Genomic DNA, 15,703 nt, shown 5'->3' on the forward strand with positions numbered 1-15,703 from the left:
TTGCGTAGCAATCGCTTTGATGTAGATCAATGGTGTATCAATTTTTCCTGCGACCTAGCGAAGCGCCCATTATGACCGCGGCCAACAGAAATCCAAACGCCCTTCCGGTGTACATCCAGATCGCGGAACTTCTGATCCGCGATATTGCGGCTGGCCGCCTGATCGACGGCGAACGCTTGCCGCCGGAACGCGAGATGGCGGCGCACTTGAACGTCTCGGTCGGGACGCTGCGAAAATCGCTGGCCGAGCTTGAAAAAAAAGGAATGCTGGAGCGTATTCAGGGGTCTGGGAACTACGTCCGGGAAAGCGGCACGCAGAACAGCGTCTATGCGATGTTTCGGTTGGAGTTGCCCGAAGGCGGCGGTTTGCCTAAGGCCGATATTCTGGCCGTCGACTACCTGGCTAAACCGTCTGAGCTGCCGGAGTTTGGTACCTCAGGCTTTGGGTCGCGGGTTCGCCGGATGCGCTACCTGAATGACACAATCATCGCCGTCGAAGAAATCTGGTTGGACGAATCAGCTGGCCGGATCGAGCGGGAGATGCTGTCGGACTCACTCTATCGATATTACCAACACCAACTTGGCTTTTGGATCACACGCGCCGAGGACCGCGTGTCGGTTCGACCGTTGCCGCAATGGACGCCGCCGGAGTTCACAAAAGCGGCGGGTGAGTTGGTGGGTTATATCGAGCGGTTCAGTTGGTCGGAAAAGACGGAACCCGTTGAATTTTCGAAAACTTGGTTCGACCCGGATCGGGCCACCTATGTCCAACGTTTGAAATAGAAGGAAACGCGCATGACGCGAAGCATCAATTACGGGCTGATCGGATGCGGTATGATGGGGCAAGAGCATTTGCACAATATCGCATTGCTTGAAGGCACGCGGGTGTCCGCGATTTTTGAGCCTGATCCGGAAATGGCGAGGGCAGCCAAAGCTCTTACGCCGGATGCTGCAATGGTGGGCTCGGTGCAAGAGCTTCTGGCGGTTGAGAATCTGGATTGCCTTGTGATTGCCAGCCCGAACCATTTGCATGTAGATCAGATCTGTGAGGTCGCAGATACCCGTCCGCTGCCGCTGTTGGTGGAAAAGCCCTTGTTCACCGATCCCGCCGATGCAGCCCGGCTGGAAAAGGTGCTGCGCGATTATCCTTGCCCGATCTGGGTTGCGATGGAATACCGCTATATGCCGCCGATTGCTGCTTTGATCGACAAGGTCGAAGCGACGGGTGGCGTAAAGATGCTGTCGATCCGTGAACATCGCTTTCCGTTTCTCGATAAGGTCGGAAACTGGAACCGGTTCAACCGAAACACGGGCGGCACTTTTGTAGAAAAGTGCTGTCATTTCTTTGATCTCATGCGGTTGATACTTGGGTCTGACCCGGTGCGCATTACGGCAAGTGGCGGGCAGGCGGTAAACCATCTGGATGAGGCATATGATGGCGAAACCCCGGATATTCTGGACCACGGCTATGTCATTGTCGATTTTGCCTCGGGCGGGCGCGCAATGTTAGAGCTATGTATGTTCGCCGAAGGCTCACGCTATCAGGAAGAGATATCGGCCGTAGGGCCGGATGCAAAGATTGAGGCCTTGGTTCCCGGGCCCGGACGTTTCTGGCCGGATCACCTGGGCGCACCGCCATTGCCGCAGGTGATCGTCAGCCCTCGCAACCCCAAGGGGCCGGTGACAATGGACGTGCCCGTTGACCCAACGCTCTTGGCGGCGGGGGATCACAACGGATCTACCTTTTACCAGCACAAGGGATTTCTGGCCGTTGTTCGTGGTGAAAAGGCGCAACCGGATGTGAGTTTGCAGGACGGTCTGTGGGCCGTCAGGATGGGACATGCCGCGCAGCAAGCCATAGCAACGGGTGAGACTGTGCACCTGATCGCATAAACGGCGCGTACTGGGGGGCCTCAATGTTGCTTGGAAGGGGTGGCGAACTAGATACGCGTGATCGGTTCTCTGAAAGGAGAATCTCTTACTGACAGATCGGCAGCTCCAACGGGGGGTGCTTCGGCAGAGAATCCCTCCACTGATTGATAATGGGTTGGAGCGTGCTTTTGGGCCAAAACTTAGGAGCGCCGATTGCTTGAAGGCATGCGGCGTTCCAGTAAACGCCAGCACGTGTCAGTGACTTCCCTTTTTTCACGGCCTTTGCGACGGCGTTGATATCTTTTGATTCCGGATAGATATACAAGGTCGTTGGGTTCCCCTCTACCAACGCTAAAATCTCTTGTGAGGCGGCTTGTGACCACGTCGTGCACCCGTTGCTTCGACCGCCGGTATAGTTCACGAGCCGTCCGTAAGGGACAAATCCTTTGTCGTCGGCGTGCTTGCTCTGCGGGTTGTTAAAGCGGCATTGCCATTTTAGGAAAATAGCGGGATGGCCGCCGATGGCGCGCTCGCGGGCGTTGCTTGTCTCACCTTCGCCGTCAAACAAAAGAAACGTGCGGTAAAAGGGCTTCGTTTGCCCGCTGCGGCTGAAATAGCCCTTGAACGACGTCCGCGTTTCAGCGGTCACATAAGCCCCGCCCGCCGTCAGCTTTGATCCTTCTGCGTTGCTGAAATTCTTCGCACACTGCCGCCCGTTCGCGAAATTGGCGCGCTGTAATTTGCGACCATTTCCATAACCGGACGAGACGGCGCGAAAGGACTTCCGAGCCTCGCAGATGACGTAGAACCGCCGCCCGGGATTTCCGTTGGCCGAGGTGCTGGGACGGGTCGCATCCTTGGCAAGATAGCAGGGGTTTCGTACTTTGCCTTGTCGCAGCTTATCCCGATACAGCTCACGTGCCCTTTGCAGGACGATTGGCGCGATTTGGCCATCTCCTGTGCCGACATGCTTTTGCAACCAGTTGGGGATTTCTGAGGACAACGCCTCGACGCGATCGGGCAGGGACCCTGCCGAGAGCGCAAGTGTCGTGACGGTGATTACAAGACGGAGTGAATTCGGTAGCAACGGGACGTCTCCTGCCGAAATGCCTTTGACGCCAGTCTACCACAGATCGCCGGGGCACAGACGACCGATCGGCAAATGATCGCGGCTACCTGTTGCTACAATACCCATCTATCGCACGAACCGATGCTTCCTCGTTTCTGGGCAGAATGACCATGTTGTTTTGTTGGCGGCTGGACATCGGGGGGAAAGCCACCACATCTGAGCCATGATCACGCGCCGTTCATTCCTGATAGCTTCCACAACCGCTCTGGCTGCGCCCGTTTTTGCGCAAGGGCGGAGTGCCTTGCTTGCTGATGCAATGCGGAACCTGCCGCAGTTGCATTCGCTTCAGATCCAGCGGGCGGATGAGATAGTTTTTGAAAAGGCTCAAAAAGGGCCGGGTCTTGATCATCTGGCTAACATAAAGTCCTGCTCCAAAAGCATCGTGGCCCTCTTGCTGGGAACGGCGATTAACAGGCGGGAAATCTCATCGGTAGATGCCAGTTTGCAAGAGGTTGCGCCACGGTTACTGCCCGCGAATGCGACCCCCGGCGCGGAAGACATCACGATGGAGGATCTGGTGACCCTGCGGGCAGGTCTGGAAAGAACATCGGGTGGGAATTACGGGGAATGGATCGGTTCTTCGAATTGGATCGCCGATGCACTGAGCAGGCCTATGGTCGCCACTCCGGGCGGGCGGATGCTCTATTCCACGGGTTCCACACACGTGCTTGGCGCCGCATTGACCGAGGCTACGGGCAAAAGCCTTTTGACCTTGTCACGTGAACGACTGGGCAGGCCGCTCGATATTGAGATCCCAGCCTGGACGCGCGATCCGCAAGGCTACTACCTGGGCGGCAATGAAATGGCGATAACGCCAAGATCAATGTTGAAGATCGCGGTTTTGCTTCGGGATCGTGGTGTGTATGCCAACAAGCAGGTCATTCCCGAAAACTGGATCGCGGCCTCGACCAAACCTTATGGCAGATCAGCATTTTCTGGTTTGGGTTACGGGTATGGTTGGTTTCTTTTGCCTTCAGGTTATGCTTTGGCCCGAGGGTACGGAGGACAAATCATAGCTGCCCACCCGGATCGCAGGCTTGCCGTGGCGATCACATCCGATCCAACGCGCCCGGCGCGGTCAGGCGGGTACTTTGGCGATCTGATCCGGTTGCTGGATGGTCCGATCCTGAACATGTCATGATGGAACGTGGGCGCGCGCTGTGCCAGCGGTTTAGGCTTGGTGGTGCACGATGATCTGAAAGCCCTCATTATCGGTCGGGACGACAAAGTGACTGCAAAGCTCATCGAATTGCGCGTCCGTCAGGTGAAAGGGATGCTCACCGGTGTCATTTCGCTTCCGCAGCCTTGCTTTGCAGATTTCGTCTGGCAGGTCGAGATAGTGTAACTCACCGATCGCGTTTGCGCTTTTGGCAAGACCCTGCATCCAGGCACGCGCTTTGAGTGTGTTTGCCGGATAGTCCAAAACCACAGATGTTCCTGCCCTAAGAAGCGAGATGATATGCGGCCCCATGATACCGCGCAGTTTTTCAGAGCACCGAACATAGTCCGAGATCGCCGACATCTGATCTGAGAACAAAGCGGCCAACCACGCGTCCTCTGTGATGACAACAGTGCGGTCTGATCCGGCCAGCCTATGGGCAAGCGTTGATTTTCCGGACGCAGGTTTCCCGCAAAAGAGAAAGAGCTTGGGTGCGGCTTCGGTCATTATACTACTCGGTCGAAAACTATGTCGGTCCTGAAAATTGCCAAACGTACAGCGGTGGTCGATACTTCAGCGTCTGGGTGTCACGATCTGAACGGTCCAAGCGATGCTGGGCGTCAGATCAGTTCAGAAAGCCTGTGCCCGCTTTGGCTGCGACTTCGACGACGCGGCGATCACCAGATCGAATGCAGTGTACAGGGAGTCTGTTGTCAAGTTCGGGCACCGGCGAGGTCATCCAAAATGCACGTTGCCATTGCGTCATTTCAGGGGGTAGTGCTTTCAGCACCTCTTCCATCAAAGGAAGCGGGGTTCCATCCACGTCAAACTGGAACGATGGATATGCGTCGGCACCATCGTAGGGTACAGAGAAAATTTTTCCGGTTCGCTTCCAGATGTCGCCTATGCGTGTGATCTGCCACGATCCTTTTTTCCACCGTGCGTGCACTGCACCACTGTCCAGCAACGGGAACTTTTCGGCAAATTCGGTCTTTTGGATGTCTGCTACAGCACAAAACTGGTCGTTGAACTTGGCTAAGTACATCTGTTACCCACAACACTTTTTACAAACACATAAAATAATACTGCCAGAAATATGCCTTCCGTAAAGTAAAGTATTTCACACGTCAGGGTATTTGATTGGCGGCATATGAATACGCTGCTCTAAGATACAGATTTAAAATATTTATTTTAATGCCGTGTGATCTTTCTGACCCCGAGCATACTGGCTTCATCTGTTGCTTTGTCGACAATCAGGTCGATAATCATTGCAAGAACAGCGTATTGATCACACATCTACAAGCGAGCCGGTCGGAGGTTTGCATCACATGGGTTACACGAAGACTGCGATATTAATGGCCGCAATGACGGCCTTGTTCATGGGGCTGGGATACCTGCTTGCCGGGTTTGGAGGCATGTTGTTTGCTTTGGTGATCGCGGCTGGCATGAATGCGTTCACGTGGTGGAACTCGGATAAAATGGTCCTTCGCATGCACAATGCGCGCCTTGTTCCTGCCGGTGATCCGATGGGTTTGTCGCAGATGGTTGAAGGTCTTGCAAAAAGCGCAGGTATGCCCACACCTGCCGTCTACTTGATCGATACCCCTCAGCCCAATGCATTTGCCACGGGGCGCAACCCCCATAACGCAGCCGTGGCAGTGACTGCGGGCTTGTTGCAGACCCTATCGAGGGATGAGTTGGCGGGCGTCGTCGCGCATGAGTTGGCGCATATCAAAAACCATGACACCGCGATCATGACGGTGACTGCGACATTTGCGGGTGCGATCACGATGCTGGCAAACTTCGCATTGTTTTTTGGGGGCCGCAGGGATAGCGCGCTTGGCTTGGTGGGAACCCTTGCGCTGATGATCCTGGCTCCGTTTGCCGCTGGATTGGTGCAGATGGCGATCAGCCGAACCAGAGAATATGCTGCTGATCGTGCTGGTGCCGAGATTTGCGGCCAGCCGTTGGCGCTCGCGTCTGCGCTTGAGCGGATTCAGAGAGGCGCAGCGCGTATCGACAACGACACGGCCGAACGTAACCCCGCGACCGCACATATGTTTATTATCAACCCCCTACACGTGCATACCCGCGATAAACTGTTTTCAACGCACCCGTCGACGGCAAACCGCATTGCGGCGTTGAGAAAACTCGCGCAACAGTCCAGCCCATCCCATTCCGGGCGCGCAAGTGCTGGGAGAGAGCCGCCGCAAGATCGTGGGCCTTGGGGATAGGCGGCAATGGCCAATGGAACGTGATCCGGGCAAACCCTGCATGCGCAACCGTGCTTTGCGCGCGGGGTACGTAAAGAAACTCTACGTTTGGGCCGTACGGACAAATCAAGCAGCGCGCTTGTCGGGAAGGGCGAGGGCCATCCGCGTCGAGTCCGGGCGGTAAATGCCTCAGTCAGAGTGTTCCCTGAGAAAAGGCCCGATTTCCTGAAAGAACTCATCAAACCCCGGATGGCCGCGGATCATGCAGTGATTGGCGCCCGGTAGCTCAACAAATGCTGCGGCCGGGATTTCACGGGCCGTTGCCCGCCCTTCACTTATAGGGGCGGCCAGATCGCCTTTTACATGGAGAACCAGTGTTGGAATTTGCAGGCTTTGCGCGTCCGGACGCGCATCCACATAGGCGTTCATTTCCATAATCCGCAAGGCTGTTTCCGGGCTTGCCGAGATACGTTGCATTTCATCAAAGCTTGCGCCTTCTTCCGGGGTGGCGTCAGGCATGTAGCAGGATGTAAAGAAGTGACGGTACAATGGGCTCGGTGATCCCCAGCCCGCCGACACCATGGCGCGCGATGCTTCATAAAACTGTTCGGCCTCTGCGTCCCCTCGCAGCATGCGCCCCCGGACGTAACCACCCAGCAAGACAAGAAATTTCACACGATCCGGGTATCTTGCTGCAAAGCGAATCGAGAAAGCAGCGCCTTGGCTGATGCCAAGCAGGCCAAAACGACCAAGCCCCGCAGCATCGGCCACGGCCACCATGTCATCAATCATTCTGTCTTCTGAAATGTCATCAACATCCCAGTCTGAAAGCCCGTTGCCGCGTTGATCAAACCGAACCAATTGGCACTTTTGCGACATTTCTGAAAGAAAGTCCCCCCAGACCGGGCTGGTCCACTCATACTCGATATGATTAAGCCAGTTTGGGGCTTTCAGTACAGGCATGCCTTCTCCGGTGGATGCCCATGCAAGATTTGTACCATCTGCCGATTTGCAGAACCTGACGCGTTGTTGCAGCGAAATATCAGGAGCCGCTCGCACCGGACCGGACTGGGGTGACCAATGCCAAGCTCGAATGGGGCGGCTGATGTTCTTGACACGTTGCCCGCCCATGTCACGGAACGGGGCATCGACCCGATCCTGTACCGCCTGATGAACGATGTCCGAGACACATACCCCACCGGGTTCTGCCAAACCTTCCAGCCTTGCGGCGACGTTCACTCCATCTCCAAAAATGTCGTCCTCGTCGAAGATGACATCGCCAAGATTAATACCGACCCGAAAACGAATTCTCTGATCGGCTTCCAGTTCGGTTTCCCTCAGGCTCATCGCTTGCTGGATTTTTACAGCGCATTGTACCGCATCCTGAACCGACTCGAACGTGGCCAGCATGCCGTCTCCGGTCGTTTTGATGATGCTTCCCCGGCGGCGGTTTATCTCCGGATCGATTAACTCGCGCCGATATTTCTTTTGGCGCGATAGCACACCTATCTCGTCCAGTTCCATCAGGCGGGCGTATCCGACCATATCGGCGGCCAGAACAGCCGAGAGGCGTTGTTCCAAGGCAATCCCCCTCTGCGTCAGTCATCAGTTGGCGGACGGTTCGTATCCGTCCGCGGCACGTGCGAAGTCTTGCGATCAGTATAGCTGGAAATTGAGAGGCAGTAAGAATGATATCAACAGATGAGTATTCCGAACGCGTTTTGAGGCTCGGGAATCGGATTGGTTGCCTTTAAAATCACTCGAATTGGATGATGATGGCCTCGAAGTCTTCGTCGCTCGTGACCCTGGTGTGATGGCCTTTTCCGAACTTGTCTTCCATATGCCACACGTCGCCAGGGCCAATGTCTCGACAACTTCCGTCGCTCGCGGTTACGCGGATTGTGCCCGCCAGGCACACCAAGCGTTGCGCCACTGGTGTTGGGTGGATGGGTTCGTTCCATCCTGACCGAAGTCTCAGAAACATGGTTTGTCTAACGTGTTCCGGCCTGGAAATCTCGATTGCCTGGGCAGGTGGCGCAAAACTGCGTTCCTCAACTTCAACGTTGATATCGTCCCAGTGGCTTTCGCCTTCAGGGTCAGCGTAGAGTTTGAGGTACTTCACAATCAATTTCCCTTCTGACTGTCAGCTTGTTTGAAGCTCGGCTTGATACCGGAGTGGCCGCGATCTTACAGCTGAGAACTGATTGGAAGAATGCTTAGAAAGCCGGCAACTATGTGATCCCAAACGGACCCCGTTGGTTCAGAATCATATTCGAGGATTGAGCCGTCTTCGCCCTGTGTCCGCCACTTAAGCTGACCTGCGTCCTCTAGTGTCACTTCATAAGTGTAAGCGGGTAGTGCTTCGTCCAAAGCACCGAGTGTCTGAACCGTCAATGTGGGTGAGTCGATCAGTATGCCCATTTCAGTGTTTATGTTGACTGAACGCGGGTCCCAATTAAACGACCCGACAAACAGATAGCGGTCATCGACGGCAAAGGCCTTGGAATGAAGACCAGAGCGGGACTGACCCCAATTGATGCCCCGGCGTTGAACCTGGTACGCATCAGGCCGCAATTCATACAGCTCAACCCCGCCCCGCAACAGCGCCCGGCGTTTCTTGGCGTAGTGTGCATAGACCGGAGCGACGTCGTTCGAGGCCAGCGAGTTCGTGACAACCTTGACGTCGACACCGCGGTTTTCCAGTTCGGTCATCCATTTCACACCCTTGTTGCGTGGTACGAAATAGGCTGAAACGATGTTCACTTCGCTTTCGGCGTTTTCGAAATATGGAAGAAGCTGCGAGGCAAGAATGGGGTCTGACCCCTCAACTCCTGCGGCTTTGGACGGCGGATCCGCATATAATTTCGCTGGCACCCAGTCCAACGACAACGCGCCGTGTGCAAAGTTTTCCTCGGCCGACCGTCTGAGGGCCGCGCCGTATTCGGTTTTTTTCGCGTCTTCCACAAGCTCGTTCAGCCGATTGCGCGCATCGCTCAGGGTGAACTCTTTGGGGTCTTCAATCACGGCGCGGGCAGGAACGGCAAATTCACTATTCCAGTAGGCGTCAAAGCTTGTTGAGACATCCGCCACCACCGGCCCTGCGGCCAGTACGTCAAGATCGGCATAGTTCATTTCTTCCCTTGCCAGGAAATACTCGGCCCCAATGTTGCGCCCGCCGACAATCGTAAATGTATTGTCGGCAGTCATCGACTTGTTGTGCATTCTGCGATTGATGCGTTTGAAATCTGTAAGACCTGCGATGGCAAGGCTTTGATCACGCCAGAATGGGTTGAATAGTCGGATTTCGATGTTTTCGTGATTATCCAGCGCGGCCGTCATCGCGTCATAGCTGGACGTGTCCATGTCATCCACAAGCAACCGCACGCGCACGCCGCGATCCGCAGCCTGTAAAAGACTGGCTGCAAAAAGATGGCCCGTCGGGTCGTTGTGCAAAAGGTAGTATTGCGCGTCAATCGTCTGCTCTGCCGCAGCGGCCAGTAAAAGCCGCGAGACAAGCGCCTGCTCTCCGTCATTAATCAGTCGAACACCCGAGCGCCCGTCTTTCGGATCTCCCAACCGTCTGGCTGCCCGCGCAAGAGTAGTGTTCGAACTTGCAGGAACCGACGCCGTCACTGTCTTTTCATACGTGCGTGTTTTCGGGGCACAAGCGACAAGAACCAGCGTGCAACACAAACAAACCACGTTCGTCCATGGTTTCATCGATATCCTCCAACTGCCTTGTCCAGATGACAACGTCTTGGGGCAATATTGCAAGTTTGTTCTCTACCCTTGGCGGTTCTTTCCTAAGATGGTGTGATGTCGGTTGGGTTTACCGGATAGCGCCTTGGCCTGTTCGTCGCGACTGGACCCGAAGAAAGCAACCCGGTGCCGCTCTTTTGAGTATTGGGCAGACCGAGATTTTTACGTTTCGCATTATTCAAGAAAGTTCCGTGTTGACGCTGGGAAAACCCAGACCACCTTTTAGCGTTGATCGCTGGGAGCGTCTGGAATGTTCACAAGGGTCCTGTTTGTTTCGATCTTCGCGCTGTCCGGTCCGGTCACGGCATTGGAACTTCGCGAAACTGGCCGGTATCAACTAAACCACCCGGCCAGCTTAGATTATGATCCAACCTTTTGCGGGTTGTGGATTGCGAATGAGGGCCCCGAGGCCGTGCTTGTTACGCTTCAAGGCGAAGAGCTGCGGCGTATCAAAAGTGATCTGTTCAGGATCAAGGCAATAGCCATTGAAGGGGATCACCTGTTGCTTGGGGACGGCTTTGGTGGTCTGCAGCGCGTGACGAAAGATGGAGCCACGCTCGGAGCGCCCTTTGAGCTTGAGGGTGGTTATGCTGACACCGAAGGCATCGCGATTAATGCCAAAGGCCAGATTGTTACTGTCGAGGATGACCCTGAGCGGCTGTCTTGGTTCGATGCCGATGGAAAGCTGGCGGCGCGGCTAAATACCATGGAGCTTTCTCCGCCACTGACCGAGGCGCAGGGCATCGCGATTGATCCCCGCACCGGACATATGCTGATTGTCGATGACTGGGAAGGATCGAACAGTCTGTATGAATTCACAGCAGAGGGTCAGCTTCTTGCGCAGGCAAGCCTGCTGGAATTCGGCACTGACCCCGAAGGTATCGCAATTCGCCCCGGCTCGAACCAGTTGTTTGTCGCGTTTGATGGCGGTGCGAAGATTGTGACGTTTGACTATACGCCCACATTGCCGGACGGCGCGCCACCGCTTTCGCCGGGTGCAGACTGCATGATGTTTTAGAATGAACGCCCGACGGTCGATGTCGCGTTGTTGAGCGGTTTTCACTGGAAAATCAGCGCGAATTTCAGACGCATATCGCGGCACGAGCAACGATTTGGGTTCCGTGTCCGCTACGATTGTCTTAAGTCAAAGCAAGGCGAAGGGTGCCGAAAACCTGGAGTCTGACGACCAACCAGCCGAGTGCCGTTACAATCGCGACCGCCTTGGCAACAAAGGCCTTCGTTTCGACAGGCTTGATGTCACCCCATTGACCGAACACGCGACACAAAAAGGTCGGGTGCTTCTTCGTGGGCAAGGTGCCCTAGGTCGGCAAGTTTGGTCAGGTTCGAATTCGGCAGGGTCTTTTGCAAGTTGGCCGTTGTTTCCGGCGGAACCGCCCGATCGTTCAAGCCTACAATAATTTCAATGGGTGTCTGCGATTTCGACATGCAGCGTTTGAAGTCTCTCAACGACCATTGCGCCATCATGAACAATGCTCCCTGAACATGGCGACGGTTCTTCAGTAAACGCGCATAGAGCGCCAGTTGCTCGGCGGGGATTGTTGATCCGGTTGAAGCAATGAGGCGCTGGGCGCGGCCAAGCGAGTCAGGTCCACGTGTAAACAGCCAGGGCGTCAGCGGGTTCACCGCCAAAGACTTTGCGATAATCGGAAAGAGAATACCCGCCAGTCCGTCAAAATCGCTGAAGGCCGGGTTTATCGCCAGAATTGACGGCTTGCCATGCATGGTCAGGTGTTTTTCACAAAGCTGCAACGCGATGGCGGCCCCGGCAGAATGTGCGACGATCTTGGTCGGCTGCCAGTTTTCCTGCGTACTCAAGGCGGCAATATCTTCGGCCATTGTCTCAAGGCCGCTGCGATTGTTGGCACCCATGACGGTAAAGCCATGGCCCGGCAGGTCGATCGCAACCACGTGGTGATCCTTGGCCAGGTCGGTCATCATCGCGTTCCAGCTATGCGTCGACGCGCCCGCGCCGTGTAAGAACAGTAGCGTTGGTCCTTTGCCGTGTTCCTGAACGTGCCAACGATGTGGGGCGCAGACCACACGCTTCGACCATGTGTGATGGGGCCAGGTTGGAAGGTCGCGCTGCCAGTCCATTGCTTAGGTATTCACCGCGGTTTCGATGGCTTGCGTCATACCCGCAGCCGAGGACCGGGGCAGGGCGATATGATCCGCGCCCAAGCGCTGTGCAAGATTTTGCAGCGGTTTCTGGGGGCGTATGGCAGTGTCGAGAACGACACTTCGAACCTTGGAGGCGCGCAACCAATCGGCAGTAAGCTCTGCGTCCTCGGCTGCCTTTTTCCGGTCGCGCTGGCCGTCCAGCGCCACATTCGCCCGCCCGTCCGTCAGAAGGATCACGGTCGGTGTCATACCACGCTTCAGGGCGCTGCCCGCCATAAGCCCCGCGCAGTGCAGCCCATCGGCCAGTGGTGTCGCCCCGCCTCCGGGTAGGGCGGCAAGTCGCCGTTTGGCCAGAACAAGGGACCTGTTGGGCGGAAGCAGAATATCAGCTGACGAATTCCGGAACCCAATCAGTGCGACGTGATCGCGATGCGAATAAGCCCGCGCCAACAGATGTTCGACCGCGCCCTTGGCCTCGTTCAGGCGGGCCCGAGCAGCAGAGCCCGAGGCATCGACCAGGAATATCAGCAGTCGCTCGGTCTGTATTTCGAACCGTTTGAGGCAAATATCGGTTGGCAGAACACTGATCCGGCCTTGTGCTGCACGGCGGAGTTTTTGCCACGGGGCCGCCATGCGCAGCGTGGCGATCAGATCGACGCGGCTGCGCCCGTCAGGCCTGCGGCGGCGAGGGGCGATGGGTCTGCCACGTTGCCGCGCGATCCGTGAATCGCCCGCCCCGGTTCCGGTTGCCGTGGTGCGCTGCGCAAGGGCGCTCGGCAGAATACCATCCGGCAGGGCCATGCGTACAGCCTCGACCAAAACGTCCTGATCAGGCGTCCCTTTATTGTTCGTGGAAGGCTCGGGCGGTTCTGCCGCTTGTGTCTCTGGCTCCGGCTCGGACGTCGGCAAGCAAGTTGCGCGGTGCGAAAGCACCAACATTGTGGCGATTTCCAAATCTTCGATGGACAGGGATACCCTGCCATTAAGGGCAGCATTACACCGCGCAGCCCGTAGGGCAAAGTAAGGTGCGCGCAGACTGGCGACGCCCAACCGGGTGGACAACTGCACCAGGGTCGAGATATCCTCTGCCGATGTCCGGACCATCGGCAACGCAGCACGGGCCGCCTTCAAGTCGCCAGCACCAATATCCCGTGGTTCAGTGATGCGAAGATCGGTCAGATCGATACGAAAAGCCATACGGTCTGACAGGGTGAGGGGCAGCGTCTCGTCAGGGTCTGCGCCTTCATCAAAGGCGATCACGCAGGACTGTCCGGCATCCAGCTGCGCGGCCAGTTTTGCCGCCAATTCAGCAGGGCAGCGCTCGGCCATACTTAGTTGATAGGCGGATGGTTTGGTCAGCAGACCAGGGCGATAGACAGGCCGACCACAGGACAGGGTTGCCGCAAAATCCATGGAGGCAAACAGTTCGGCATCGGACAGTGATCTGTGCAGCCGCTGCTTTGGCAGGCCCAGATCAGGCATGGCAGCCATACACATATCGCGCGCGGGTCCTGCACGGGCACGCAAGACCAGCCCGCCAAGGCCCACCGGTTCAACGGCAAACAGGCGCAGCGTTTGCCAGACTTGCGCCCAGGGGTCGGGCATGGATGTCATCCAAGAACCTCATCCAGCGCACGGCGAACACGGGACACCGAGCCGGCCTCATCCATCGGATCGCGGCGCAACCGATGGGACAACGCAATCGGCGCGATGCGGCGGATATGGCGGCGCGTGACCGAGGCCGCGCCTTCGTAAGCCGCCAGCGCACGGCAGGCGCGCAGCAAGGTCAGCTCTCCGCGCAGACCGTCCGATCCAAGCGCGATGCACAGTTCAGCACAGTCGCGCAGTTCCCTTTTGCGGACCTTGATATCAGGTAAAATGTCGCGAGCTGTCAGGATCGCGCTGCGGACGCGGGTATCCTCGCGGTGCCATTTCTTGAGGAACTTGTCTGGCTGCATCTCGAACGCGTCGCGGCGCTGCACGACCTCGACCCGCTGATCGATATCGTCGGGGGATCGCACCTCGACCGACAATCCGAACCGGTCCAGCAATTGCGGGCGCAGTTCGCCTTCCTCGGGGTTTCCTGACCCGACCAGCACGAAACGGGCAGGATGGCGGATCGAAAGCCCCTCGCGTTCGACCACGTTTTCGCCGGTTTGTGCGACATCCAACAACAGGTCAACAAGGTGATCCTCCAGCAGATTTACCTCGTCTATGTAAAGATAACCCCGATTTGCCTGCGCAAGCAGTCCGGGCTGAAATGCCTTTTCACCGTTCACCAGGGCCCGTTCAATATCCAGCGCTCCGGTCACCCGGTCCTCGGTCGCGCCCAACGGCATGTCGACAACCGGGGTAGGGTATTCATGAATTTCGGCGTTCTCTGGCAGCTCAACCCAGTCCGGACAAGCCGCGCGAGTTGCGGACTGAACCGGGCAACCTTCGACGGCTGAGATGGGTGGCAAAAGTGCAGCCAACGCGCGAACAGCGGTGGATTTGCCGGTGCCTCTGTCGCCAAAGACAAGGACACCGCCCAGTTTTGGATCAATCGCGGTTAGGATCATGGCGAGCTTCATCTGATCCTGACCAACAATTGCGGAGAATGGAAACGCGTGCGTCATCTGTTGTCCTGACCCTCCTTCAAGACCACGGGGTGCTTCCCTTCCCAGTGGCCCGTTTCATTTATCACGTCGAACCTTGCGTAAAGTTCTTCGCGGAACCAATTGCCTTCGCGCACCGCCTTGACGGCCTCGGAATGGGGGCCGGGATTGCGGGCGAATGCGGCCATCGATCCGGTATCCGGCCAGATCGAGAATGTGATTTGATGCAAAAACGGAACTTCCCCCAAGCCGACCTTCATCAAAACGTCCGAGTTAACGCCGATCATCTGGCTGATGTCCGGCACTCGGCGCCAGAACCGCAGAAGAATACGGGGTTTCAGCGTCGCGCGTGTCAATGCTGCGGTCACCGGGCCGGTGGGGTCGGGGTCTTCGACATGGAACGGATTGCGTCCCGACCATGCACCGCGCGATGAGGTCGGGCGCAGATAGACTGTCCAGTGTTCGCTGGCGTTTGTCCGGTACCAGGAAAAGGGTCGCGCGGTCTGCAGCGTGTTTTGTGCGCTCTGTTCGTCAGACCAGACACATAGTACGGCCCAGACCGCCGTATTCGGGCGCGGAGTGAACCCTTCGCCGGTGCCGGATCCGCAGAGTTTCCAGAACTCCAACCCACAAAGGCGCGACAGCGGCCAGCGCGCCAGCCCCATCATGGCAAAGGCGCTGAAACGGCGGGCAAAGCCGTCGAAACGAAACAGGCTCAGGGTCGCGACTTGAATGATCGAACCTCCATAGTGTCAGTTTAGATTGACATAACGGCGCCAAAATCGGAAGACTCTTCTATGAATGTGTCAATTTAAGTGAACAGATTGGAACGTTAA

Annotated in this window: 15 protein-coding genes; 5 read left to right on the top strand and 10 right to left on the bottom strand. The window is 56.6% G+C overall.

Annotation, left to right across the window (positions count from 1 at the left end; genetic code table 11):
• The first annotated feature begins 71 nt into the window (after positions 1-71).
• The gene (locus tag AC2FIT_RS15615; RefSeq protein WP_496830981.1) at positions 72-782 is read left to right on the top strand and encodes a GntR family transcriptional regulator; all 711 of its coding nucleotides are present in this window, start codon (positions 72-74) and stop codon (positions 780-782) included.
• Between the two features lie 12 nt (positions 783-794).
• Positions 795-1,892, top strand: coding sequence for a Gfo/Idh/MocA family protein (locus tag AC2FIT_RS15620; protein ID WP_496830982.1), 1,098 nt, complete (start codon positions 795-797; stop codon positions 1,890-1,892).
• An 85-nt stretch (positions 1,893-1,977) separates the two neighbouring features.
• On the opposite strand, the gene AC2FIT_RS15625 is transcribed toward AC2FIT_RS15620, so the two are convergent.
• Positions 1,978-2,874, bottom strand: coding sequence for a hypothetical protein (locus tag AC2FIT_RS15625; RefSeq protein WP_496830983.1), 897 nt, complete (start codon positions 2,872-2,874; stop codon positions 1,978-1,980).
• 289 nt (positions 2,875-3,163) lie between these two features.
• Between AC2FIT_RS15625 and AC2FIT_RS15630 the strand changes: the two genes are divergently transcribed.
• Entirely contained in the window at positions 3,164-4,141 is a 978-nt protein-coding gene (locus AC2FIT_RS15630; protein ID WP_496830984.1) for a serine hydrolase domain-containing protein, read from the top strand.
• A gap of 30 nt (positions 4,142-4,171) precedes the next feature.
• Here the strand turns inward: AC2FIT_RS15630 and AC2FIT_RS15635 are convergent, their stop codons facing one another.
• Positions 4,172-4,666: a P-loop nucleotide/nucleoside kinase family protein gene (locus AC2FIT_RS15635; protein WP_496830985.1), complete on the bottom strand. Its 495-nt coding sequence runs from the start codon at positions 4,664-4,666 to the stop codon at positions 4,172-4,174.
• 118 nt (positions 4,667-4,784) lie between these two features.
• The gene (locus AC2FIT_RS15640) at positions 4,785-5,204 is read right to left on the bottom strand and encodes a hypothetical protein (RefSeq protein WP_496830986.1); all 420 of its coding nucleotides are present in this window, start codon (positions 5,202-5,204) and stop codon (positions 4,785-4,787) included.
• A 283-nt stretch (positions 5,205-5,487) separates the two neighbouring features.
• Between AC2FIT_RS15640 and htpX the strand changes: the two genes are divergently transcribed.
• Positions 5,488-6,393 carry a zinc metalloprotease HtpX gene (gene htpX, locus AC2FIT_RS15645; protein ID WP_496830987.1) on the top strand — a complete coding sequence of 302 codons (906 nt, stop codon included), beginning with the start codon at positions 5,488-5,490 and terminating at the stop codon, positions 6,391-6,393.
• Positions 6,394-6,561: 168 nt separating this feature from the next.
• On the opposite strand, the gene AC2FIT_RS15650 is transcribed toward htpX, so the two are convergent.
• The 3 genes from AC2FIT_RS15650 to AC2FIT_RS15660 form a co-directional block, all read right to left on the bottom strand.
• The gene (locus AC2FIT_RS15650; RefSeq protein WP_496830988.1) at positions 6,562-7,953 is read right to left on the bottom strand and encodes an alpha/beta fold hydrolase; all 1,392 of its coding nucleotides are present in this window, start codon (positions 7,951-7,953) and stop codon (positions 6,562-6,564) included.
• A 175-nt stretch (positions 7,954-8,128) separates the two neighbouring features.
• Positions 8,129-8,494 carry a cupin domain-containing protein gene (locus tag AC2FIT_RS15655; RefSeq protein ID WP_496830989.1) on the bottom strand — a complete coding sequence of 122 codons (366 nt, stop codon included), beginning with the start codon at positions 8,492-8,494 and terminating at the stop codon, positions 8,129-8,131.
• Positions 8,495-8,559: 65 nt separating this feature from the next.
• Positions 8,560-10,092 carry a phospholipase D family protein gene (locus tag AC2FIT_RS15660; protein WP_496830990.1) on the bottom strand — a complete coding sequence of 511 codons (1,533 nt, stop codon included), beginning with the start codon at positions 10,090-10,092 and terminating at the stop codon, positions 8,560-8,562.
• Between the two features lie 289 nt (positions 10,093-10,381).
• On the opposite strand from AC2FIT_RS15660, the gene AC2FIT_RS15665 reads away from it, so the two are divergent.
• The gene (locus AC2FIT_RS15665) at positions 10,382-11,149 is read left to right on the top strand and encodes a hypothetical protein (protein ID WP_496830991.1); all 768 of its coding nucleotides are present in this window, start codon (positions 10,382-10,384) and stop codon (positions 11,147-11,149) included.
• Between the two features lie 239 nt (positions 11,150-11,388).
• Here the strand turns inward: AC2FIT_RS15665 and bchO are convergent, their stop codons facing one another.
• The 4 genes from bchO to crtA are packed head-to-tail and all read right to left on the bottom strand — an operon-like array spanning position 11,389 to position 15,604.
• Positions 11,389-12,246, bottom strand: coding sequence for an alpha/beta fold hydrolase BchO (gene bchO, locus AC2FIT_RS15670; RefSeq protein WP_496830992.1), 858 nt, complete (start codon positions 12,244-12,246; stop codon positions 11,389-11,391).
• A 3-nt stretch (positions 12,247-12,249) separates the two neighbouring features.
• A complete protein-coding gene (locus AC2FIT_RS15675; protein WP_496830993.1) occupies positions 12,250-13,875 on the bottom strand; it encodes a VWA domain-containing protein in 1,626 nt (541 codons plus the stop codon).
• A 5-nt stretch (positions 13,876-13,880) separates the two neighbouring features.
• Positions 13,881-14,888, bottom strand: a complete 1,008-nt coding sequence (gene bchI / locus AC2FIT_RS15680; RefSeq protein ID WP_496830994.1) for a magnesium chelatase ATPase subunit I — start codon at positions 14,886-14,888, stop codon at positions 13,881-13,883.
• Complete coding sequence (gene crtA / locus AC2FIT_RS15685; RefSeq protein ID WP_496831048.1) at positions 14,885-15,604, bottom strand: spheroidene monooxygenase; 720 nt, start codon at positions 15,602-15,604, stop codon at positions 14,885-14,887. Before crtA ends, bchI begins: the two co-directional genes overlap by 4 nt.
• Between the last annotated feature and the right edge of the window lie 99 nt (positions 15,605-15,703).

It is taken from the genome of Ruegeria sp. YTSA135, from assembly GCF_059610165.1.